This window comes from Streptomyces sp. bgisy100 (assembly GCF_057709105.1).
In genome coordinates this window covers 116,614-137,798 of sequence record NZ_JBYITE010000004.1, presented here as the reverse complement: position 1 = coordinate 137,798, position 21,185 = coordinate 116,614, and the positions used below count along the sequence as shown (strand labels likewise).

At 71.6% G+C, this 21,185-nt stretch carries 20 protein-coding genes and 2 pseudogenes; 11 read left to right on the top strand and 11 right to left on the bottom strand.

Features of this window, described 5'->3' with window-relative positions:
* Nucleotides 1-14: 14 nt before the first annotated feature.
* Nucleotides 15-887: a helix-turn-helix transcriptional regulator gene (locus tag AC3EQ1_RS04635; RefSeq protein WP_432092942.1), complete on the bottom strand. Its 873-nt coding sequence runs from the start codon at nucleotides 885-887 to the stop codon at nucleotides 15-17.
* A 90-nt stretch (nucleotides 888-977) separates the two neighbouring features.
* On the opposite strand from AC3EQ1_RS04635, the gene AC3EQ1_RS04630 reads away from it, so the two are divergent.
* A complete protein-coding gene (locus AC3EQ1_RS04630) occupies nucleotides 978-2,651 on the top strand; it encodes an AMP-binding protein (RefSeq protein ID WP_432092941.1) in 1,674 nt (557 codons plus the stop codon).
* Entirely contained in the window at nucleotides 2,648-4,270 is a 1,623-nt protein-coding gene (locus tag AC3EQ1_RS04625; RefSeq protein ID WP_432092940.1) for an AMP-binding protein, read from the top strand. The genes AC3EQ1_RS04630 and AC3EQ1_RS04625 overlap by 4 nt, the downstream gene beginning before the upstream one ends.
* A 98-nt stretch (nucleotides 4,271-4,368) precedes the next feature.
* Here the strand turns inward: AC3EQ1_RS04625 and AC3EQ1_RS04620 are convergent, their stop codons facing one another.
* Together AC3EQ1_RS04620 and AC3EQ1_RS04615 are read right to left on the bottom strand one after the other, a co-directional pair.
* Nucleotides 4,369-5,115, bottom strand: a complete 747-nt coding sequence (locus AC3EQ1_RS04620; protein ID WP_432092939.1) for a hypothetical protein — start codon at nucleotides 5,113-5,115, stop codon at nucleotides 4,369-4,371.
* A gap of 305 nt (nucleotides 5,116-5,420) precedes the next feature.
* The gene (locus AC3EQ1_RS04615; protein ID WP_432092938.1) at nucleotides 5,421-6,878 is read right to left on the bottom strand and encodes a catalase; all 1,458 of its coding nucleotides are present in this window, start codon (nucleotides 6,876-6,878) and stop codon (nucleotides 5,421-5,423) included.
* A 112-nt stretch (nucleotides 6,879-6,990) separates the two neighbouring features.
* Between AC3EQ1_RS04615 and AC3EQ1_RS04610 the strand changes: the two are divergent.
* Nucleotides 6,991-7,542, top strand: a pseudogene (locus tag AC3EQ1_RS04610) (TerD family protein); the annotation flags it as partial.
* A 381-nt stretch (nucleotides 7,543-7,923) separates the two neighbouring features.
* On the opposite strand, the gene AC3EQ1_RS04605 reads toward AC3EQ1_RS04610, so the two are convergent.
* The 5 genes and pseudogenes from AC3EQ1_RS04605 to AC3EQ1_RS04585 form a co-directional block, all read right to left on the bottom strand.
* Nucleotides 7,924-8,175, bottom strand: coding sequence for an SCO4226 family nickel-binding protein (locus tag AC3EQ1_RS04605; protein WP_432092937.1), 252 nt, complete (start codon nucleotides 8,173-8,175; stop codon nucleotides 7,924-7,926).
* A 259-nt stretch (nucleotides 8,176-8,434) separates the two neighbouring features.
* Nucleotides 8,435-8,662: a hypothetical protein gene (locus AC3EQ1_RS04600; protein WP_432093044.1), complete on the bottom strand. Its 228-nt coding sequence runs from the start codon at nucleotides 8,660-8,662 to the stop codon at nucleotides 8,435-8,437.
* Between the two features lie 19 nt (nucleotides 8,663-8,681).
* Nucleotides 8,682-8,888, bottom strand: a pseudogene (locus AC3EQ1_RS04595) (transposase); the annotation flags it as partial.
* A gap of 170 nt (nucleotides 8,889-9,058) precedes the next feature.
* Entirely contained in the window at nucleotides 9,059-9,721 is a 663-nt protein-coding gene (locus AC3EQ1_RS04590) for a hypothetical protein (protein WP_432092936.1), read from the bottom strand.
* Between the two features lie 256 nt (nucleotides 9,722-9,977).
* A complete protein-coding gene (locus AC3EQ1_RS04585) occupies nucleotides 9,978-10,418 on the bottom strand; it encodes an ATP-binding protein (protein WP_432092935.1) in 441 nt (146 codons plus the stop codon).
* Nucleotides 10,419-10,587: 169 nt separating this feature from the next.
* Here AC3EQ1_RS04585 and AC3EQ1_RS04580 point away from each other — a divergent pair, with 169 nt between their 5' ends.
* Together AC3EQ1_RS04580 and AC3EQ1_RS04575 are read left to right on the top strand one after the other, a co-directional pair.
* Complete coding sequence (locus AC3EQ1_RS04580; protein ID WP_432092934.1) at nucleotides 10,588-11,346, top strand: GntR family transcriptional regulator; 759 nt, start codon at nucleotides 10,588-10,590, stop codon at nucleotides 11,344-11,346.
* A gap of 420 nt (nucleotides 11,347-11,766) precedes the next feature.
* Nucleotides 11,767-12,261, top strand: coding sequence for a lamin tail domain-containing protein (locus AC3EQ1_RS04575; RefSeq protein WP_432092933.1), 495 nt, complete (start codon nucleotides 11,767-11,769; stop codon nucleotides 12,259-12,261).
* Between the two features lie 266 nt (nucleotides 12,262-12,527).
* Here AC3EQ1_RS04575 and gcl read toward each other — a convergent pair whose 3' ends face one another.
* The 3 genes from gcl to AC3EQ1_RS04560 all read right to left on the bottom strand — a co-directional run bounded on the left by gcl (nucleotide 12,528) and on the right by AC3EQ1_RS04560 (nucleotide 16,398).
* Nucleotides 12,528-14,234, bottom strand: coding sequence for a glyoxylate carboligase (gene gcl, locus AC3EQ1_RS04570; protein ID WP_432093037.1), 1,707 nt, complete (start codon nucleotides 14,232-14,234; stop codon nucleotides 12,528-12,530).
* 79 nt (nucleotides 14,235-14,313) lie between these two features.
* Nucleotides 14,314-15,267, bottom strand: a complete 954-nt coding sequence (locus AC3EQ1_RS04565) for a 2-hydroxy-3-oxopropionate reductase (protein WP_432092932.1) — start codon at nucleotides 15,265-15,267, stop codon at nucleotides 14,314-14,316.
* Between the two features lie 240 nt (nucleotides 15,268-15,507).
* Nucleotides 15,508-16,398, bottom strand: a complete 891-nt coding sequence (locus AC3EQ1_RS04560; protein ID WP_432092931.1) for a TIM barrel protein — start codon at nucleotides 16,396-16,398, stop codon at nucleotides 15,508-15,510.
* Nucleotides 16,399-16,703: 305 nt separating this feature from the next.
* Here AC3EQ1_RS04560 and AC3EQ1_RS04555 point away from each other — a divergent pair, with 305 nt between their 5' ends.
* The 6 genes from AC3EQ1_RS04555 (at nucleotide 16,704) to AC3EQ1_RS04530 (ending at nucleotide 21,076) form a co-directional block, all read left to right on the top strand.
* A complete protein-coding gene (locus AC3EQ1_RS04555; protein ID WP_351513668.1) occupies nucleotides 16,704-16,955 on the top strand; it encodes a hypothetical protein in 252 nt (83 codons plus the stop codon).
* Nucleotides 16,952-17,332: a helix-turn-helix domain-containing protein gene (locus AC3EQ1_RS04550; RefSeq protein ID WP_432092930.1), complete on the top strand. Its 381-nt coding sequence runs from the start codon at nucleotides 16,952-16,954 to the stop codon at nucleotides 17,330-17,332. The genes AC3EQ1_RS04555 and AC3EQ1_RS04550 overlap by 4 nt, the downstream gene beginning before the upstream one ends.
* Before the next feature lie 256 nt (nucleotides 17,333-17,588).
* A complete protein-coding gene (uraD, locus tag AC3EQ1_RS04545) occupies nucleotides 17,589-18,104 on the top strand; it encodes a 2-oxo-4-hydroxy-4-carboxy-5-ureidoimidazoline decarboxylase (protein ID WP_432092929.1) in 516 nt (171 codons plus the stop codon).
* Nucleotides 18,101-18,526 carry a hydroxyisourate hydrolase gene (locus AC3EQ1_RS04540; RefSeq protein WP_432092928.1) on the top strand — a complete coding sequence of 142 codons (426 nt, stop codon included), beginning with the start codon at nucleotides 18,101-18,103 and terminating at the stop codon, nucleotides 18,524-18,526. The genes uraD and AC3EQ1_RS04540 overlap by 4 nt, the downstream gene beginning before the upstream one ends.
* A gap of 7 nt (nucleotides 18,527-18,533) precedes the next feature.
* Nucleotides 18,534-19,490, top strand: coding sequence for a factor-independent urate hydroxylase (gene pucL / locus AC3EQ1_RS04535; protein WP_432092927.1), 957 nt, complete (start codon nucleotides 18,534-18,536; stop codon nucleotides 19,488-19,490).
* A 212-nt stretch (nucleotides 19,491-19,702) separates the two neighbouring features.
* On the top strand, nucleotides 19,703-21,076 hold the full coding sequence (locus AC3EQ1_RS04530; protein WP_432092926.1) for an 8-oxoguanine deaminase: 1,374 nt from the start codon (nucleotides 19,703-19,705) through the stop codon (nucleotides 21,074-21,076).
* The last annotated feature ends 109 nt before the right edge of the window (nucleotides 21,077-21,185 follow it).

Sequence of the window (21,185 nt, the reverse complement as noted above, 5' to 3'; positions counted from 1 at the left end):
ACAGCCCCGACCGGCTACGGCAGCAGCCCCGCCCGGCGGGCCGTGACGACTGCCTCCAGCCGGGTGCGGGCGCCCAACTTGCGCATCGCCGACCGCAGATAGCCCTTCACCGTCTCCGGGCGCAGCCCCAGCCGCTCCGCCGCCCCCGCGTTGGTCGCCCCGGAGGCCACGCAGGCCAGGACGTCGAGCTCGCGCGGCGCCAGCCGGATCCCGGGCGCGGGGCCGTCCGCGTCGCACGGGGCGCCGCCGGCCGCCGTGGCCAGTCGGCCGCAGGCGCTGAGGATCTCCTCCCGCAGCGCCGGGTCGGCCACCCGCGCCGCCAGGGCCCGCAGGTCGCCGTGGGCCGCGCGGACCTCCTCCCAGGCGACGGGACCGGGATCCGCGCCGGCCGGCGCCCGGCGCGGGTCGGCCGGGCGGGGGTGGACGGCCAGCAGCCGCTGCGCCTCGTCCCGTTCGGCCAGGGCGCGTTCCAGGCCCCGGGCGGCCTCCATGGCCGTCGCGATGGTCCGGTCGCCGAGCGGCATCCGCTCGCGGAGCGCGCCGTACAGCACCCCGCGCACCCGATGGCGCACCACCACGGGCACCGCGAGCACCGCCCGCAGGCCCTCCTCCGCCACCGCCGCGTCGTACTCATGGCTGATCGTCCGGGACGAGGGGTAGTCGGCGACGGCCGTGGGCCGGGTCAGGGCGAGCGTCTTCCCGCCGATGCCGTTGCCGGTGGCGACGCTCAGCCCGCGCAGCGCATCCGTCTCCGTCCCGTTCAGCTGGCGGATCCGCAGCCGCCCGCGATCCTCCAGGAGGCCGCCGAACACCACCGGCAGGCCACTGGAGCAGCGCAGCCTGAGCAGCGCTGCTCGTACGTCGACTGCTTCGCCCGTCTGCACCACGGCCAACCCCTTCACCCCCGTCCGGGGGTAGTGAGACCCAGGTCACTGAATACACGATGCTAGTCATTCGGCCGGCAATGAGGAGGGCACATGGCGGCAACCAGTGCGACGGAGGAGTTCCGGAGGGCGCGGGACTTCCTGTTGCGGCACCGGGAGGACTACGGAACGGCGTATGCGGGGTTCCGCTGGCCCCGGCCGGAGCGGTTCAACTGGGCGCTGGACTGGTTCGACCGGATCGCGGAGAACAACGACCGTCCCGCGCTGCACATCGTCGAGGAGGACGGCTCGGAATCCCGTCTCTCCTTTGCGGCGCTGGCAGCCCGGTCGAACCGGGTGGCGAACTGGCTGCGCGGGCTGGGCGTCCGGGCCGGCGACCGGATCGTCGTCATGCTCGGCAACCAGACCGAACTGTGGGAGACCGCGCTCGCCGCGATGAAGCTGCGGGCCGTGGTCATCCCGGCGACCCCGCTGCTCGGCCCGGCGGACCTGCGGGACCGGATCGACCGCGGCCGGGCCGCGCACGTGGTGGTCCGAGCCGAGGACACCGCCAAGTTCGACGAGGTGCCGGGCGACTACACCCGGATCCGGGTCGGCGCCGGTGCCCCCGGCTGGGCCGACTACGACGAGGCGTCCACCGCGTCCGAGGTGTTCGAGCCGGACGGGCCGACCCTCGCCGACGACACTTTGATGCTCTACTTCACCTCCGGCACCACCGCCCGGCCCAAGCTGGTCGAACACACCCACACCTCCTACCCCGTGGGCCATCTCGCGACGATGTACTGGATCGGGCTGCGACCCGGCGACGTGCACCTCAACATCTCCTCGCCGGGCTGGGCGAAGCACGCCTGGAGCAACCTCTTCGCCCCCTGGAACGCCGAGGCGACCGTCTTCCTCCACAACTACACGCGGTTCGACGCCGCCCGGCTGATGGCCGAGATGGACCGGGCCGGCGTCACCAGCTTCTGCGCCCCGCCCACCGTGTGGCGGATGCTCATCCAGGCCGATCTGGGGCTGTTGCGCACCCCGCCGCGGGAGGTTGTCGCCGCCGGTGAGCCGCTCAACCCCGAGGTGATCGAACGGGTCCGTGCGGCATGGGGCGTCACCATCCGGGACGGCTTCGGCCAGACCGAGACCGCCGTGCAGGTGGCCAACACCCCCGGCCAGCCGCTGAAGACCGGCTCCATGGGCCGGCCCACCCCGGGCTTCACCGTGGCGCTGCTGGACCCGGTCACCGGCGAGCCCGGCAGCGAGGGCGAAATCTGTCTCGACCTCTCCGCCCGGCCCGTCGGGCTGATGACCGGCTACCACGGCGACCCGGAGCGCACCGCCGAGGCGATGGCGGCCGGTTACTACCGCACCGGCGACATCGGCTCCCGCGACGAGGACGGCCACATCACCTATGTGGGCCGGAGCGACGACGTCTTCAAGGCCAGCGACTACAAGATCTCCCCCTTCGAGCTGGAGAGCGCCCTGCTGGAGCACGAGGCCGTCGCCGAGGCCGCGGTCGTCCCGGCGCCCGACCCGCTGCGCGCCGCCGTCCCCAAGGCGTACATCGTGCTCGCCGAGGGGTGGAAGCCCGGCCCGGAGACCGCCCGGGCCCTCTTCGCGCACTCCCGGGCGGCCCTGGCGCCGTACAAGCGGATCCGCCGGATCGAGTTCGCCGACCTCCCCAAGACTGTCTCCGGCAAGATCCGCCGCATCGAGCTGCGGGAACGTACGGCCGGGGGCGGCACCACCGAGTACACCGAAGAGGACACCGCATGACCGAACTCTCCTACACCAGCGGCACCGGCACCGGACCGCTCCTCGGCGACACCATCGGCGTGAACCTGGACCGCGCCGTCGCCGCCCACCCCGACCGCGAGGCGCTCGCCGACGTCGCCTCGGGACGGCGGTGGACCTACGCCGAGTTCGGCCGGGACGTCGACGAGGTGGCGCTCGGTCTGCTCGCGAAGGGCGTCGCCAAGGGCGACCGGGTCGGCATCTGGGCCGTCAACTGCCCCGAGTGGGTGCTGGTGCAGTACGCGACGGCCCGCATCGGCGCCGTCATGGTCAACATCAACCCCGCCTACCGGGTGCACGAGCTGGCGTACGTACTGAACCAGGCCGGTGTCGACGTCCTGGTCTCCTCCGTCGCGTACAAGCACAGCGACTACCGCGCCATGGTCGAGGAGGTGCGCGGCGACTGCCCGGCCCTCCGGGACGTCGTCTTCATCGGCACCCCGTCCTGGGACGAACTGCTCGCCGCGGGCCGGGAGGTGCCGCGGGAGCGACTGGCCGCCCGCGCCGCGGAGCTGAGCTGCGACGACCCGGTCAACATCCAGTACACCTCGGGTACCACCGGCTTCCCGAAGGGCGCCACGCTCTCCCACCACAACATCCTCAACAACGGCTACTGGGTGGGGGAGACGGTCGGCTACACCGAACAGGACCGGATCTGTCTGCCCGTCCCCTTCTACCACTGCTTCGGCATGGTCATGGGCAACCTCGCGGCCACCAGTCACGCCGCATGCATCGTCATCCCGGCCCCCGTCTTCGACCCGGAGGCCACGCTCCGCGCCGTCGAGCGTGAACGCTGCACCTCGCTCTACGGCGTGCCGACGATGTTCATCGCCGAACTCGGGCTGCCCGGCTTCGCGTCCTACGACCTGTCCTCGCTGCGCACCGGGATCATGGCCGGATCGCCGTGCCCGGTCGAGGTGATGAAGCGGGTGGTCGCCGAGATGCACATGGCGGAGGTGTCCATCTGCTACGGCATGACCGAGACCTCCCCGGTGTCCACCCAGACCCGGCGCGAGGACGATCTGGAGCGGCGCACCGGAACGGTCGGCCGGGTGCTGCCGCACATCGAGGTCAAGGTGATCGACCCGTCGACCGGGGTGACCGTGCCGCGTGGCACACCGGGGGAGCTGTGCACCCGCGGCTACTCGGTGATGCTGGGCTACTGGGAGGAGCCGGAGCGCACGGCCGAGGTGATCGACGCGGGCCGCTGGATGCACACCGGCGACCTCGCGGTGATGCGCGAGGACGGTTACCTCACGATCGTCGGCCGGATCAAGGACATGATCATCCGGGGTGGGGAGAACGTCTACCCGCGGGAGATCGAGGAGTTCCTGCACGGCCATCCGAAGATCGCCGATGTGCAGGTGGTGGGGGTGCCGGACGAGAAGTACGGCGAGGAGATCCTGGCCTGTGTCGTGCTCCGGGACGCCGCCCGGCCGCTGACGCTCGACGAACTCGCCGACTACTGCCGGGGGCGGCTCGCCCACTACAAGGTGCCGCGCCATCTCCAGCTGCTCGACACCTTCCCGATGACGGTCAGCGGCAAGGTGCGCAAGATCGAGCTGCGGGAGCGGTTCGCGGAGCGGCCGACGGGCGCGTAGCGGCGGCCTCAGGGGGCCTTGCACCATGAGCGATGTCCGGCGGGCCCGCCGAGGGGCCGCCGGACACCGGCCGCGGCGCCGAGGAGCATGGACGCGGCCTACTGCGCTCCCATGCGGATCAGGTCGTCCGCCGCGTCGTTGACCGGCTGCGGGGTGCCCGTGAGATCCATGACGAAGAGCGGGATGTGCAGGTCGTCGGCGCGGGCGCGGGCCTCGCGGCGGTAGCCGGCGAGGGAGAAGAAGACGCTCTCGGCCGAGTCGGTGAGACCGTTCAGCCACAGGCACTCGACATCGCGGAGCGTGGACGGCCGGGTCGTGGGATCGACCTGCGCGACCACGCCCCTGCCGCGTACGGAGACCCCGGACGTCGGCCGGTCGTCGGCCTCCAGCACCTCCCGGAAGCCCAGCCATTTCAGGTACTCGGCCGCGGCGGTCACGGCGTCCCGGCTGGTGCGGATCGTCACCGGCCGGAACGCGGGCCGCAGTACGGCCGAGGACGGCGGCTGGGTCCGCGCCGGTGACCCGGACCCGGGGTGCCGGGCGCCCGCGGCGGAGCTCCGCGGCCCGGTGTCGGACGGCTCCGGTGGCGGCGCCACCGGCAGCCGCAGCACACAGCCGCAGGGGCACCCCAGTTCGGGGTGCGGCCACTGGTCCTCCCGGCCGCAGGACGGACAGCGGGCCGTCACCCAGGACTCCTCCCAGGTGTGGTGCTCCATCGGTTCCGCCGGGGCCTCCGTCTGCAGGGTGAGGGTCACCGGGGTGCCGCAGGGACAGGGGAAGGCGGGCGGGGTGAACGAGTGCTCGCGGCGGCACGCGGGGCAGCGCACCGGCACGCTCTCTGCCATGTTCGGCTCCAGCACAGATCCGTAGGAGGGATGTTCGCTCCATCGTCCATCAAAGCGTGCCGGGTTGGGAGGGAGTCGGCGGATTTGTTCGCGGCCGGGACGTCCCGTGGCCGGCGTCCGGATCGGCACCCCGCGGGCGGGGCGCTCCGGGTGCCCGGCCGGGGATACGTCCGACCGCACGTTCCGCCCACCGGTACGTCCCGCCAACCGGTGGAAGCGCCGCCGCATCTTCCGTCCCCCCGGTGGGCGTGCCCGACCTCCCGTTCCGCCCACCGGCCCCTCCCGGCCGGCGACCGTATGCCCCGTCAGCTGTCGCGCAGCCGCTGCACCGCCGCCTCGACCCGCTTGCCGTAGTCCGGGTCGGCGGCGCGGAAGTGGGCCAGGTTCCGCTCGATCACGTCCTCCCGGGTGACCTGGGACAGCCCGCCCGCGATGGTGGCCACCAGGCGCTCCCGCTCCTCCTCCGACATGAGCCGGTACAGCTCACCGGCCTGGAAGAAGTCGTCGTCCTTGCTGTGCGACGGCGCCGCGTGGGTCCCGGTGTGCCCGGACACCGGGAGCGGGGCGGACAGCGCCCGACCGGTCTCCACCGGCCCGCCGTACGAGTTCGGCTCGTAGTTCTTCGCGAAGCGGCCGCCGGCGTCGACCGCCATCAGCCCGTCCCGGCCGTAGTTGTGGGCCGTGGTGGCCCGGGGCGCGTTGACGGCCAGCTGGGTGTGGTTGACGCCGAGCCGGTAGCGGTGCGCGTCCGCGTAGGCGAACAGCCGGCCCTGGAGCATCTTGTCCGGCGAGGGCCCGATGCCCGGCACGAAGTTGTTGGGGGAGAAGGCGGCCTGCTCGACCTCGGCGAAGACGTTCTCCGGATTGCGGTTCAGCACCAGCCGGCCCACCTTCCGCAGCGGGACGTCGGCGTGCGGCCACACTTTGGTGAGGTCGAACGGGTTGAAGCGGTAGTCCGCGGCCTCGGCGGCCGGCATGACCTGCACGTACAGCGTCCAGGACGGGTGCATGCCGCGCTCGATGGCCTGGAGCAGATCGCGCTGGTGGGAGTCGGCGTCCCGGCCCACCTGCTCGGCCGCCTGCTCGTTGGAGAGGCAGCGGATGCCCTGGTCGGTCCTGAAGTGGTACTTGACGAAGAACGCCTCGCCCTCGGCGTTCGTCCACTGGTAGGTGTGCGAGCCGTAGCCGTTCATGTGGCGGTACGAGGCCGGGATGCCGCGGTCGCCCATCAGCCAGGTGACCTGGTGGGTGGCCTCGGGGGAGTGCGCCCAGAAGTCCCAGACGTTGTCCGGCTCCTGGCTGCCGGTGAACGGGTCGCGCTTCTGCGAGTGGATGAAGTCCGGGAACTTCAGCGGGTCCTTGATGAAGAAGACCGGGGTGTTGTTGCCGACGAGGTCGTAGTTGCCCTCCTCGGTGTAGAACTTCAGCGCGAAGCCGCGCGGGTCCCGTACCGCGTCCGCCCCGCCGAGGCTGTCGGCGACGGTGGAGAAGCGGGCGAACACCTCGGTGCGCTTGCCGACCTCGCTCAGGAAGCCGGCCCGGGTGAAGCCGGTGACGTCGTCGGTCACCTCGAAGTGGCCGTGGGCACCGGACCCCCGGGCGTGGACGACGCGCTCCGGTATCCGCTCGCGGTTGAAGCGGGCGAGCTTCTCCAGCAGGTGCTGGTCCTGGAGGAGGAGCGGACCGCCTGCGCCGGCGGTGGCGGAGTTCTGGTTGTCGGCGACGGGGGCGCCGGATTCCGTCGTCAGCGTGGGCTTCGGCATGGTGACCTTCCGTCCGGGAGCGCGGAATTCGACTTCCGCGTCTGGAGCGTAGGGAGCCCTTCGAGCGAACGTCAACAGTTTGTTGAAAGGTGGCGGTGTGGCGCCTGCATGCGGGGTGGGGGTACTCCCCGTCCAGCGCGCCAAACGCGGAACCGACCCGGGCGAGCGGCGCACCCGCCTCGCCGACCGGCTCTGCCGTGAGGGGCGGCTCCAGTCCGAGCTGCGCATCGAGGGCACCCCGGGCGTACTCGCCATCAGCGCCGACCTGCGCACCACCAGGCTGCGCACCTCCATCGAGATCCCGGCACCCACCCAGGGATACCCCCTGACCTGGGCGAAGCGGCTCATCCAGCGCCTCGCGGACGCGCCCGCCGACGTCCACGTCGAAACCCTCGTCGAGGGGGAGGCGAGCGGTCCCCGGGGCACGCTGGAACGGCTGCGCCCGGAGCCGGCGGACATGCTCCCGAAGAACGGCGCCTCGATCGCCGGCTTCCGGCTCTCCCCTTTCAAGGGCATGGGGAGCGGCCGGGGGAACGCCGAATCCGGCTTCATCCGCAGCGTCGACGACGCCGTGCACCGCTTCTACGCCACCGTGGTGGTCCACCTGGGCCAGCCGGCACCGCGCCGGGCTCCGTCCGGGCAACGGGCGGCGGTGCCGGTGTGAGGGGGCGGTACGAGAGTCGGTGTCCGTTTCGCCCATGCCGGAGGGGTAAGCGAGCTGGCGGCGCCGCCGGGCGGCTACGGCCGCCGCTGGGTGAACAAGCCCAGCGACGACGAGCAACGACCAACGACGACCACTAGCAACCGCTCAGCCGCAGCTCCGTTGGGGCGTGCACTCCTCTGTTCAGGGCTGAAAAACGGGCCCGCCAGACCAGGGGAAGTAGGTGTTGTGAACAGGCCCCCCTGCCTGCGGTTTCTCCGCAACCAGGCGACACGTCTGCTCATCAACGTCCTCACACACAAAGGTTGATCATTGCTCGGTGAGGGCCCCGGTCCGCTGCCCGCGACCCCGCGGGCAGGGGACCGGGGCTGTGCGCACCATGGCTCACACCATCAGCGGTACCGCATGAATCTCGTCCGGCGTGTCAGCGCCCCCGCGCTCGTGCGCGCGGCGGACCGCCTCGGGCGAGGGGCCCTCGCTGAGGCAGTAGACTGTGCCGGAATCGGGATCCGCCCAGGCGTGTTCGAAGTGGACTCCTTCTTCCCGCTCGCCCGCGGCAGCGGCCTCGTGGCCCTGTTGCAGCTGTTCGGCCGTGATGCCCTGCATTCCGTGGTGGATATCCATGAACCGTGTCACGGGCCTCGCACCTCCTTCCGCTTCCCGGAGCGCTCCGACCTGCTCTCCTCCTCCTTCCATACTGCGCCCGTACGGCACGACCAGCACGGCGAGCGTGATTCGGAACCGAGCCCGGTGAGCGTGTCCAGCACACAAAGGGCCCCATCGCGCCGAGGCCCTCACCGTGTACGAGATCTGTCATAGGGTTACGAGGGCTGATGCCCGTTTTTTCGCCCTTTCGGGAGGGGTGAGCGGGCTGGTCCGCGACGTCGCCGGGCGGCTACGGCCGCGGCTGGGTGAACAAGCCCCGCTCGGTCTCGGCCAGGATCCCGCGCTCGGTCAGCCGCTTGGGTTTCAGGCGGGTGTTGTTGTTGATGTTGTTGGGCGCGATCTCCAGGTCCATCGCCTCGCGCACCTGGCGTGCCCGCAGCGGGGCGTCGGCCTCGGTGAACACCGCCATGATCTGCCGGTAGGCCGGATGGCCGGCCAGCTTCGGGGCCGGTGGCACTGAAGCAGTACATCACCGCGCGCGGCGGCAGATCGTGCGGAAGCAGGTCCCACCGGCAGCCGGTGCGGCCCTGGTGCAGGAGCGCGTTGACGATCTCCCGTATCTCGTACCGGCCCCGGTGGCCGCTGACCGAGCGGTGTGCGGCCTTCCACGCGGCGATCACCGGCTCGATCAGCACCCGCTGCCCGTCGGACAGGTCGGTCTTGCAAGGCTTGCGCTCGCTCACGATTCAGTCCAGCACGCCCCAGCCCGCCGACCGGCGGGGATGCCGCAGTCCCACACGTTCAGGTGCGGGCAAATCACCTATCGACTCGTATACCGCCCTCTGAGGGGGTGGCCGGGAATACCTCGCGGAGCCGAGCGCTCGTCGGTCGCGGCCGACGAGCGCTCGGCTCCTCACGAGTCGTCGCCCGCCGCGAGGATGTCCTGCTCCACGTGTTCCATCAGTTCGCCCAGGTCCCGCACCTCGTGGTCGAGTTCCGCGGCTCGGGGTGCGGCCTGCTGGACCATCGCCACCGTGGCCCTTGCCAGCGCGACGGCGTCCTCGGGGCGGTCGTCGCCGAGCAGCGACTCGATGGCGGACCCGAGGCCGGCCAGGGTCTCGTCGTCGGTGGGCGGGACCAGGTGGTGCTCCAGGCCCGGCGGGTACGGCGTCTGCTCCCGCACCTCGCGCACCGCCGTCACGACGGCCGGCCGCGCGCTGTACTGGTCGAGCAGTTCGACGAGCACGTAGAGGCGTGCCGCGAGCCGCGGCCGGCCGGGGTGCCGGTCCAGCCAGGCGAGCAGCGCGCGGGGGCCGTCGAGATGGTCGGTGAGCCGCGCCAGCGCCTCCGCGATCTTGTTCGGCAGGTCCCAGTGGAACGGCATGAGCCCCGCCACCTGCTGAGCCAGGGTCGCCTCACCCTGCGGGTCCAGCGTGCCGGCGATGAAGGCGTCGACCAGGGCGATGTCGAGCACGGTTTCATCCGGCCCGGACCGCTTCCGTGAGCCGTGGGACGAGGCGTCGCGACGCTTGCGGAACAACCGCGCGCCGACGCTCCTCAGCGGCTTGTCCCGCATGAATCCTCCCAGCTCCGGTGGTGCTGTCCTCGTCCGGCTCTCGTGCGGGCCGCTCGGCGTCGCCTCCGTCGCCCTGGGCACGAGTCACCCCGGCCCGGCGGTGGCCGCTCAGAGCTCACTCACACAGTGCCGCCCGCCGAGGGAGCGCGCGCGCCTGTTAGCCCATGCGGACCACCGCTCGCAGCGTGCGCGGAGCGCCACATGCTGCGGGCGGTCCGGTGCCGGAGCGGCCCTTGAAGGGCGTGGTGCTCCCCGCTCACGGCCATTGCGCTCCCGGGGGCGCCGGTGGCAGACGGATTTCGGCAGTGATGGTGCGGCCGGTCCGGTCGCCTTCGACATGAACGTGAGTGGCGAGTAAGGCAACGATGCCGAGTCCTCGGCCATGAAGGGAATCGCCGTCAGGGTGTTCGACCCGGGGGCTGCTGTCGGTTCCTCCCCTGTCGGTAACGGAGATCGCGAGGACGTGGGCGGAGCGGATGAGGGCGACGTGAAAGACGTCGCTCCGGCTCGCGGTGTGGATCAGTGCGTTGGTCGCCAGTTCGCTGACGATCAGTTCGGCGTTGTCGGACTTGGGGCAGTCGCCGAGGATATCGAGGGCCCAGCGGCGGGCACGGCGGACCTCTTCGGGAAAGCCCGGGCAAGTGAGGCCCCAGATTCGGACAGGGGGCGGGATGGCGAGAGAAGTGGCTTGCTGCACGGAGTCCCTCCCGAGTTGGCAACATCTCTAGAGATGTTCAGTGAAGAGCTTCATCTCTAGAGATGTCAAGGCTGAATGTGCGGATTTCAGGTGTAGGGGTGAACCGTCCGTACACGCGGGCGAAGCGAGAGCCCCTTAGGGTGTCTAGAGAAGAAAGGAGGGGCGCCTGATGGCCAATCGGGGTGCGGGCAGCCGGCCGAAGTATCAGCGGATCGCCGACGACCTGAAGCAGGCGATCCATGCGGGTCGCTACGGACCGGGCGATCGGCTCCCCGGTGAGAACGACCTAATGGCGACCTACGAGGTGGCCCGGATGACTGCACGGCAGGCTCTCGGGGTGCTGCAGAACGAGGGGCTCGCCGAAGCGCGCAAGGGCGCCGGGGTCTTCGTTCGGTCGTTCCGTCCGCTGCGGCGGCACGGTATTCAGCGCCTCGCTGAGGAGGCCTGGGGTAATGGGCGCTCGCTGTGGTCGGCCGACGACGATGGACGCACCGTCGCCGTCGACCGGGCCTCCGTCGACGAGCAGCCTGCGCCGGCTCGGGTCGCTGCGGTGCTCGGGCTGGAGGAGGGAGATGCCGTCTGCGTCAGGAGTCGGCGGTACGTCCTCGACGGCAAGCCGGTTCTTCTCGCGGTCTCGTACCTCCCGGCGGCCCTGGTCTCCGGCTCGGCGATCACTCGGCAGGACACCGGCCCGGGTGGCATCTATGCGCGTCTCGCCGACCTCGGTCACAAGCCGGTGCACTTCCGGGAGGAGATCCGCTCCCGGATGCCCTCCGCCGACGAGGCCGACGGCCTCGAACTGTCCATGGGTACACCGGTGTTCCTGATCTCCCGGACGGCTTTCACCGCTGACGGCCGAGCGGTGGAGGTCAACGAGATGGCCCTCGACTCGGCCTCGTACGTTCTCGAGTACGACTTCGACGGGTGATCCGTCCTCCCTCGGCGCGGGCCGAGGGGCGGCGGCGTGCGACTCTCCGCGCCGGTGTCGGGTCCCGTTTCCCTTGGCCGGGCGCGGCTTTTCGGGCGCCGCAGTGCGCGAGCGCCCAACCCTGGTGGTTTGCTTCCGGCTCCGTCCGGGTGTGTTGTCGGCCGGTCGTGCGCGGGTCACCGAAGCTCTGGCCTCCCTGCGTGGGGCGTTCGGGCGGATCAGTCGGCCCCGTGGTCCCGGCTGCCCGTGACTGCCGCGCCCTCAGGTGCTGTCCATGCCCCGGATCCCGTGCCCTTCTCCGCCCCTCAGTGATCACTTCTGATCAGCTGCGGCCAATTTAGTTCACCGTGCAACCATCGCATCCCGTTGCGAGTCCTCCACATGCAACACAGTTCCATCACCAATGGAGGGGGATCTCTCATGCGCAAGTTTCCCGTCATAGCCGCAGCCGTCGCCGCCGGCGCGATGGCCGTTCTCGCCGCCGTTCCGGCGCAGGCCGCGGAGTACAGCTCGGCGTTGAAGGTGCGTGGCGTCCAGTACGACGCGCCCGGCCGGGACTCCAACAGCTGCTCGTCCGGCAACACCGACGAGGAGTACCTGACGGTCAAGAACTACTCGTCCTCGGCGACCGTGAACCTCAAGGGGTACGTCGTGAAGGACGCCACCGGGAACCGCTTCACCTTCACCGCGAACCACTACCTGCAGCCCGGTGACTACGTGAAGCTCCGCGGCGGCCACGGCAGCGACTCCGACGCGCGGAACGTGGTCTACCGCGACAACTGCAACTTCCTGTGGAACAACGACCGCGACACGATCTACCTGTACAAGCCCTCGGGCAGCCGGGCGGACGTCCACTCCTACACCCGGAGCGGATCCGACCGCGACGGCAACGGCTACATCGGTTACCACTCCTGAGGGATCAATTCCTGGGCTCCCGGGCTTCTCTGGGGTCGTGAGCCCCTGAGCCCCTGAGCCCCTGAGCCCTGAGCCCCTGAGCCGTCCGTGCGGGGCCCCGCTTCCCACGTGGCGGCGGGGCCCCGCACCGCGAACCGGTGCCCGGGGTGCCGCCCGCAGGGCGGGGTAGACGGGCGGCAAGGGTGGACCGAGGGTTCCGGGCGGCGGCGCCTGGCGCGACAGGACAGGGTGTCGGCGCCGCCGCCCGGGACTGAGGGCGAGCCCGGTCAGGGCTCCGGTTCGAACTCCCGCACCGCGTCGATGTCCGGGCCGTGCGGGGTGTTCGCCTCGCGCTCGATGAGGATCTCCACCAGCACCGGACGGGAGGTCGCGACGGCTTCCCGGCGGGCCCATTCGATCGCCGGGCGGATGTCGGCCGGATCGGCGACGCGGCGGCCGGAGCAGCCGTACGCCTCCATGAGCCGGACGTTGTCCGTGCCGTACTCGTCGTAGTGGATGTCGACCTGGTAGTTCATCCCGTAGCCGATGGAGGCCTGCCGGATCAGCCCCAGGTACTCGTTGTTCAGCATGATCAGGACGTACGGCACCCGGTACTGCGCCGCGACCGCCAGCTCCTCGACCATGTACTGGAAGCCGTAGTCGCCGACGATGCCCACGACTTCGGCGTCCGGCCGGCCCATGCCGTCCAGCGCCTTGCGGACCCCGATCGCGGCCGGGATCTCCCAGCCGAGCGGACCGGCCTGGCCGCACACCTGGTAGTGGCGCGGCAGATGGGCCTTCTGATGCTGGCCGCCCCAGATCTGGTACAGGCCGATCGCGGTGACGAAGTAGGTGTGCTCGTCGAAGATCTCGTTGATCTCCCGGTAGATCCGCGGGGCCTTGACCGGGACCGAGTCGAAGTCCTCCTTGCGCACCAGCGTCCGTTTGAGCTCCTGGCACCGCGCCACCCAGGCCCGGACGTCCGCCCGCTCCCGGCGCCGTCGCGCGGCGTCCAGCAGGGCGCGCAGGAAGAGCCGCGCGTCGGAGACGATGCCCAGGTCCGGCTCGAACACCCGGCCCAGCTGGCGCGGTTCGATGTCCACCTGCACGAAGGTCCGGTCGCCGCGGTAGACGGAGAGGTCCGCGCCGGTGTGCCGGTCGCCGAACCGGGCCCCGACCGCCAGCACGAAGTCCGACTCCAGGAACGAGGCGTTGGCGTACCGCTGCGAGGTCTGGATGCCGGTGGTGCCCAGGTTCAGCTCGTGGTCGTCCTCGATGACGCCCTTGCCCATCAGCGTGACCTGGAACGGCACCCGCAGATACTCGACGAGTTCCCGCAGCTCCGCCGACGCCTCGGCCAGGATCACTCCGCCGCCCGCGAGGACCAGCGGACGCCGGGCCGCCAGCAGCAGGTCGAGGGCGGCCTCGACGCGCGGCGGGTGCGGCGGGACGGCCGGTACGGGCAGCGCGGTGTCGAGTGAGGCGTCGTAGGCGATCTCCTGCCGGGCGATGTCCACCGGGATGTCGATGAGCACCGGGCCCGGACGGCCCTCCCGGGCGATGCGGAACGCCTCCCGGAACGCCCAGGGGACCTGCGCCGCCTCCTTGATCTGCACGGCCCACTTGGTGACCGGACGGGCGATCTCCACGATGTCGACCGCCTGGAAGGCCTCCTGGTGCAGCTTGGGGGAGACCGCCTGACCGGTGACGCAGAGCAGCGGGATCGAGTCCGCCTGCGCGGTGTAGAGGCCGGTGACGAAGTTGGTGGCGCCCGGCCCCGAGGTGGCGAGGGCGACGCCCACCCGGCCGTTGGTCCGGGCCCAGCCGTCGGCCATGTGGGTCGCGCCCTCTTCGTGGCGGACGATCAGATGCTCGATCCCGCCGACCTGTTCCATCGCCTTGTACAGCGGCAGGATGGCGGCGCCGGGGCAGCCGAACGCGATGTCGACGCCCTCGTCCTGCATGATGTGGACCGCCGCCTCCATGGCCGGCATCCGTGCCGCCCCGGTGTACGGGGGCCGGGGCGCCGCGCCGTCGGCGGTGTGCTGCGCGATCGTCTCCGCGGTCATGGCGTCAGCCCCCGGCCCGCGGTCCGGACAGCCGCTCGACGCCCCGCAGCAGGGCGGAGTGGTCGAGCCCGCCGTCGCCCTGGGCGCGCAGCGAGGCGACCAGCCCGGCCACCAGCGAGCCGGCCGGCAGCGCCGCCCCGACGGCGCGCGCCGCGTCGGTGACGATGCCCATGTCCTTGTGATGCAGGTCGATCCGGAAGCCCGGAGTGAAGTCCCGGTCCAGGAAGTTGGCCCGTTTGCGGTCCAGCACGGTGGACCCGGCCAGGCCGCCGCCCAGCACGTCGAGCGCCGCCGGGAGGTCCACCCCCGACTTCTCCAGGAACACCACGGCCTCGGCGACGGCCTCGATGTTGACCGCCACGATCAGCTGGTTGGCGGCCTTGACGGTCTGTCCGGAGCCGTGCGGGCCGCACAGCACGATCGTCCGGCCGAGCGCTTCGAGGATCGGCCGCGCCCGGTCGAAGACGGCCCGCTCGCCGCCCACCATGATCGACAGCGCCGCTTCCACGGCTCCCGCCTCGCCGCCGGAGACGGGGGCGTCGAGGACGTCGATGCCCTGCGGCGCCGCGGCCGCGGCCAGGTCGACGGAGGTCTGCGGGGTGATCGAGGACATGTCGATCAGCAGGGCGCCGCGGCGGGCGTTCGCCAGGATGCCGTCCTCGCCGTAGGCGACCGCCTCGACCTGCGGGGACGCCGGGACCATCGTGATCACCACATCGGCGTCCCGGACGGCCTCGGCTACGGAAGCGGCGGACGTGCCGCCGTTCGCGACGAGCCGGTCCAGCTTCTCCTGCTCCAGGGTGAACCCGGTGACCGGGTAGCCGGCCTTGACCAGGTTCTCCGCCATCGGGGAACCCATGATGCCGAGGCCTATCCAGGCGATGCGCGGAAGGGCGTCGTTACGGGGAGCGGTGCCGGTGTCCGGCGGGAGCGCGGTGCGCGGGGAGTCCTGGGCCATGAGGGGTGCCTCTCTGGGAACGTGCGGGAGGTGCCGCTTCGGGGGCTTTCGGGGGCCTTCGGGGTGCGGGCGGCCGGGCTGCGGTCGGGGCAGGACCGGGAGAGCAGTGCCGAACGGGTGGGCAGGGCCGGGGAATGCAGGGGCGAACGGGACGGCAGTTTCGAACGGGCGGGCGGTGCCGAACGGTTGGGCAGTGCCGAACGGGTGGGAACGGGGTCCGGGCCGGGGGCAGCGGCCGGATCAGCGTCCGGCCGGCGCCGCGCGGCGGTCCGCCGGCAGCCAGGCGAACGCCTCCGGGCCCTCGCCCCGGTACTCGAGGCCGATCCAGCCGTTGTACCCCGCCGCACGGAGGGCGTTCAGCGCTCCGGCCAGGTCCAGCTCGCCGGTCCCGGGCGCGCCGCGGCCCGGGGTGTCGGCGATCTGCACGTGCCCGGTCCGTCCGGCGTGGCGGCGGATGACCTCGTACAGGTCCTCGCCGTTCCGGGACAGGTGGTAGAGGTCCATCAGGAACGCGGCGTTGCCGAGCCCGGTGGCGGCGTTCACCCGGTCCGCGAGCTCGACGGAGGCGTCGGCGGTCTGCAGGGGGTACCGCGGTGACTCGGCCCGGTTCAGCGTCTCGATCAGCAGCGTCGCGCCCACCCGGTCGGCGGCGCGGGCGGCCAGGGTCAGGTTCTCCAGCGCCAGGGCGTCCTGCACCTGCGGGTCCACGCCGTCGGTCCGGTTGCCGTACAGGGCGTTGAGCGCCCGGCAGCCGACGGATCCGGCGAAGTCGGCGGCGACATCGATGTTCGCGCGGAAGCGGTCGGACTCCTCGCCGGGGACCGACAGCGCGCCCCGGTCCGGCCCGGGCAGCCGGCCCGCGTAGAAGTTCAGGCCGACGAGCCGGGTGCCGGCCCGGTGCAGTGCCGCCCGCAGGGCGTCGAGCTCCGCCTGCTCCGGCGTGGGGGTGCCGGTCCACGGCCACCAGAGTTCGACCGCGGTGAACCCGGCCGCGGCGGCCGCCGCCGGCCGTTCCAGCAGCGGCAGCTCGGTGAAGAGGATCGAGAGGTTCACATCGAAGCGCCAGTCGCGCCAGTGGTGCCGGTCGTGCTGGTCGCGCCGGTCCGTGCCGCCGGTCTCCGGAAGAGCCATGACACCTGCCTCACTTCCGTCTCGGGTGACCGATTCCCATCATCGTAATTCCATAATGTGGAATCTAGTTTCTGCTTGATGGAAGCGTGCCCAGGGCTCACCGGGACTGTCAAGAGGCGCGGCCGGGTTCCCCGCCGCCCGTGCCCGACCGCCCGTGTCGACCGCCCGTGCTCGACCGTCCGCACCCGGCCGGAGGTGTCCCGGCGGCGGGCGGCCGACCGGCGCGGCAGGCCCGGTGTCACGGTCCGGGCACGTCCCCGTCCGGAGATGTCGCGGCCCGGGGGCGGCGCAGTAGGTTGAGGGGCGTGAGACTCAGGGTTGAATTCACCACCGAGCCGTTCGACCTCGACGAGGCGCCGCCCCATGCGGTGGTCGCGCGGGAGGTCGTCCAGTCCGCCGAGCTGGACGCCGTCGACGTCGGCCCGTTCGGCAACACCGCCGAGGGGGCGTCCGGGGCGGTGCTGAGCGCGGTCGACACCCTGCTGCGCAAGTCCCTGGAGGCGGGTGCCACCCGGGTCTCCCTGCAGGTGAACGTGGTCGGGGAGGGTGACGCGTGACCGAGGCCGCGGACCACCCCTTCATCGCTGCGGTCAAGCCGCTGGTCGACGCCATGGGCGGCGAGATGGTGGAGCCCGAGCGCGCCCGGGGGGACGACGTCGTCCTCGCCTGGGAGGGCCGGGACGTCCTGGCCGTGCGGCTGCCCCACCTGTCCGACTCGCTCGACCACATCCTGGCGGATCTGGAGCGGCGCCACGGGGTGCCGCTGGCCCAGCTCGACCGCAAGACGAAGCAGTCGGTGGTCCGGGTGCTGGAGGCGCGCGGCGCGTTCTCCGTGCGGCACGGCGTGGAGACGGTGGCCGGTGCCCTCGGGGTCAGCCGGTTCACGGTCTATAACTACTTGAACCGTGAGAACGCGGCGAAGGGCGACGGCTGAGCGGCCAAGAGCGGCGGCTGAGCGGCCAAGGGTGACGGCTGAACGGGCCCCGGGTGTGCGGGGTGACGGGCCCCGGGGCTGCGGGGGCCGTGCCGCACGCCCCGGCCGCGCGGCACTGCGCCGCGCGTAACACACCGTTCACAAGATAGCTTCAACAAAGTGTTGACGTGATGTTGCGGGAAGGCGTTAGCTAGGCGAAGCCCGTCCGGCACCAGCCGCGGGCGGAGCCCGTCCAGCCCAGGCCACGGAGGCACCCGTGACGTCGACTTCGCCACCGGGTCTCGCCCGGTTCAACACCGCGGAGGCCGGTGCCGCCCGCGCCGCCCTGCACGAGGTGTGCGCCAGTACGGCGTGGGGGAGCCGGGTTCTCGACGGCCGCCCGTACGCCGGCGTCGACGCCCTGCTCGCCGCGAGCGACGCCGCCATGGCCGGGCTCACCGCGGAGGATCTAGCCGAAGCCATGGCCGGACATCCGCCGATCGGGCGACCGAAGCCCGGCGACCCCGCCTCCGCCCGCGAGCAGAGCGGGATGTCCGGCGCGTCCGACCGGCTCAAGGCCGAGATGCTCGAACTCAACCTGGCCTACCAGGAGAAGTTCGGGCACGTCTTCCTGATCTGCGCCACCGGCCTCACCGGGGAGCAGATGCGGGACGCCCTCCGCGGCCGCAGCGGCAACGCGCCGGAGCGGGAGCGGGAGATCGTCCGGCAGGAACTGGGGAAGATCAACCGCATCCGGCTGACCCGTCTCGCAGAAGGAGGGGCCGCGGCATGAGCGAGGGCACCACCACCTCCGTGTCCACCCACATCCTGGACACCAGCATCGGCCGCCCGGCCGCCGGAGTGGCCGTCGAGCTGTCCGTCTCCGGCGAGAGCGCCGCATGGACCGTCCACGGCACCTCCGTCACCGACGCGGACGGGCGCTGCAAGGATCTTCCGGCCCTGCCGGAGGGCACCACCCGGGTACGGCTCTTCTTCGCGGTCGAGCCGTACTTCACCCACCGCACCAGCGACCACCACAGCCACCAGCACCGTCACGACCGGCCAGCCGAGGAACAGCAGGACGCCCCCCGCGCAAGGGACAGCGGAGCCTTCTTCCCGGAGGTGGCGATCACGTTCGCCGTCGAACCGGGCGAGCACTACCACGTGCCGCTGCTGCTCAACCCGTTCGGCTACTCCGTATACCGAGGGAGCTAGCACCGACATGTCACCGAACCAGCCGCCCGCCAGGCCCGTGGTTCTCGGCCAGAACCAGTACGGCAAGGCGGAGAACCGCGTCGTCAAGATCGTGCGGGATGGGGACACCCACCACATCAAGGATCTCAACGTCTCGGTCTCCCTCTCCGGGGACATGGACGAGGTCCACTACTCGGGCAGCAATGCCAACGTGCTCCCCACCGACACGACCAAGAACACCGTGTTCGCCTTCGCCAAGGAGCACGGCATCGAGTCGGCCGAGCAGTTCGGCATCCATCTGGCCCGGCACTTCGTGACCAGCCAGGAGCCGATCCACCGGGCGCGCATCCGCATCGAGGAGTACGCCTGGGAGCGGATCGCCCCCTCCGACGCCAACTCCCGCTTCATCGGCGCCGACGAGGTGCGGCACTCCTTCATCCGCAAGGGCCAGGAGACCCGCACCGCCCAGATCACCTACGACGGAACGTCCTGGGAGGTCATCGGCGGCCTGAAGGACCTCACCGTCCTCAACTCCACCAACTCGGAGTTCTGGGGCTATGTGAAGGACGAGTACACCACCCTGCCGGAGGCGTACGACCGCATCCTCGCCACGGACGTGCACGCCCGCTGGCGCTACCGCTGGGCCGCCGAAGACGACCGGATGCCCGACTGGAACACCTCCTACGACCGGGCCCGGAAGCATCTGCTGGAGGCGTTCGCGGAGACCTACAGCCTCTCCCTCCAGCAGACCCTCTACCAGATGGGGTCACGCGTCATCAGCAGCCGGACCGAGATCGACGAGATCCGGCTCTCGCTCCCCAACAAGCACCACTTCCAGGTCGATCTGGAGCCGTTCGGGCTGGAGAACGACGCCAAGGACGGAGCCGTCTACTTCGCCGCGGACCGCCCCTACGGGCTCATCGAGGCGACCGTCCTGCGGGACGGCGTCGAACCGCGGATCCCGACCGACCTGACCAACCTCTAGCCCACGGCCCCGCCGCCCGCGGCGGGACCCTCCGACGTACGCGCCGGCGTCGGTCCCCGGGATCCCTTCCCGGGGATCACGGAGGGGAGCGGGGGCACCTGCGCACCCCACCGCCCGGACGGTCCCGAACCGGCCGCCCGGGCACCACGGACCCGGTCGTCACCCCGCTCGGCCCCCGGGCCCGTCCACCAACGGAAGAACGAGGAACCGCCATGGCAGCCCCGCGCACCGTCATCGAGAACTGCGCCATCGCCACCGTGGACGCGCACGACACCGAACACGCCTCGGGCCATGTCGTCGTCGCCGGGAACCGCATCGAATCGGTGGGCGCCGGCAGAGCCCCCGACGATCTGCGGGACGTGGTGCGCCGTGTCGACGGCACCGGACACCTGCTCACCCCGGGCCTGGTCAACACCCACCACCACTTCTACCAGTGGCTCACCCGCGGCCTCGCCCAGGACTCCAACCTCTTCGACTGGCTGGTCACCCTGTACCCGACGTGGGCGCGGATCGACGAGGAGATGGTGTACGCCGCCGCCCGCGGTTCGCTCGCCATGATGGTGCGCGGCGGCGTCACCACCGCCATGGACCACCACTACGTCTTCCCCCGCGGCGCCGGTGACCTGCTCGGCGCCGAGATCCGGGCCGCCCGCGAGCTGGGCGTACGGTTCAGCCCCACCCGCGGCTCCATGGACCGCGGTGCCTCCGACGGCGGCCTGCCCCCGGACTTCGCCGTCGAGACCACCGAGGCCGCCCTGATCGCCACCGAGGAGGCGATCGACACCCACCACGACCCCTCGTTCGACTCGATGCTGCGCATCGGCGTCGCCCCCTGCTCGCCGTTCTCCGTCTCCACCGAACTGCTGCGCGAGGCGGCCGCCCTGGCCCGCCGCAAGGGCGTCCGGCTGCACACCCACGGCTCGGAGACCGTCGAGGAGGAACAGTTCTGCAAGGAGCTGTTCGGGATGGGGCCCACCGACTACTTCGAGTCCACCGGCTGGCTCGGCGACGACGTGTGGATGGCGCACTGCGTCCACATGAACGACACCGACCTCGCGGCGTTCGCCCGCACCGGCACCGGCGTCGCCCACTGCCCGTCCTCCAACGCCCGCCTCGCCGCGGGCACCGCCCGTGTCCCCGACATGCTCCGGGCCGGGGTGCCGGTCGGCCTCGGGGTGGACGGCACCGCCTCCAACGAGTCCGGCGAACTCCACACCGAACTGCGCAACGCCCTCCTCGTCCACCGCCTCGCCGGCGGCGAGAAGGCCCTGAACGTCCGTCAGGCCCTGCGGCTGGGCACCTACGGCGGCGCCCAGGTCCTCGGCCGGGAACAGGAGATCGGCTCCCTGGAGCCCGGGAAGCTCGCCGACCTGGCGCTGTGGAAGCTGGACGGCCTCGGCCACTCCACGATCGCCGACCCGGTCGCGGCCCTCGTCCTCGGCGCCGCCGCACCGCTCACCCTTCTCCTCGTCAACGGCCGGCCCGTCGTCGAGGACAGCCGGCTCACCACCGCCGACGAGGACGACATCGCCCGCACCGCGCGCGACGAGGCCCGGCGGCTCGCGCGGATCGCCGCGGAGGGCTGAACCCGACGTCCGGCCGGGAGGGACGGCTCCCGGCCGGCGGCCACGGCACCGAGCGGGAGCCGTGGCAGGCCGTACTCGGGGACGCGGGGCTCCGCGTCCCCGAGTACGC

Coding starts and splice junctions, on each gene's coding strand:
- AC3EQ1_RS04630 (WP_432092941.1), top strand. CDS start 978: ATGGCGGCAACCAGTGCGACGGAGGAGTTCCGGAGGGCGCGGGACTTC.
- AC3EQ1_RS04625 (WP_432092940.1), top strand. CDS start 2,648: ATGACCGAACTCTCCTACACCAGCGGCACCGGCACCGGACCGCTCCTC.
- AC3EQ1_RS04620 (WP_432092939.1), bottom strand. CDS start 5,115: ATGGCAGAGAGCGTGCCGGTGCGCTGCCCCGCGTGCCGCCGCGAGCAC.
- AC3EQ1_RS04615 (WP_432092938.1), bottom strand. CDS start 6,878: ATGCCGAAGCCCACGCTGACGACGGAATCCGGCGCCCCCGTCGCCGAC.
- AC3EQ1_RS04590 (WP_432092936.1), bottom strand. CDS start 9,721: ATGCGGGACAAGCCGCTGAGGAGCGTCGGCGCGCGGTTGTTCCGCAAG.
- AC3EQ1_RS04580 (WP_432092934.1), top strand. CDS start 10,588: ATGGCCAATCGGGGTGCGGGCAGCCGGCCGAAGTATCAGCGGATCGCC.
- AC3EQ1_RS04575 (WP_432092933.1), top strand. CDS start 11,767: ATGCGCAAGTTTCCCGTCATAGCCGCAGCCGTCGCCGCCGGCGCGATG.
- gcl (WP_432093037.1), bottom strand. CDS start 14,234: ATGCCGGCCATGGAGGCGGCGGTCCACATCATGCAGGACGAGGGCGTC.
- AC3EQ1_RS04565 (WP_432092932.1), bottom strand. CDS start 15,267: ATGGCCCAGGACTCCCCGCGCACCGCGCTCCCGCCGGACACCGGCACC.
- AC3EQ1_RS04560 (WP_432092931.1), bottom strand. CDS start 16,398: ATGGCTCTTCCGGAGACCGGCGGCACGGACCGGCGCGACCAGCACGAC.
- AC3EQ1_RS04540 (WP_432092928.1), top strand. CDS start 18,101: ATGAGCGAGGGCACCACCACCTCCGTGTCCACCCACATCCTGGACACC.
- pucL (WP_432092927.1), top strand. CDS start 18,534: ATGTCACCGAACCAGCCGCCCGCCAGGCCCGTGGTTCTCGGCCAGAAC.
- AC3EQ1_RS04530 (WP_432092926.1), top strand. CDS start 19,703: ATGGCAGCCCCGCGCACCGTCATCGAGAACTGCGCCATCGCCACCGTG.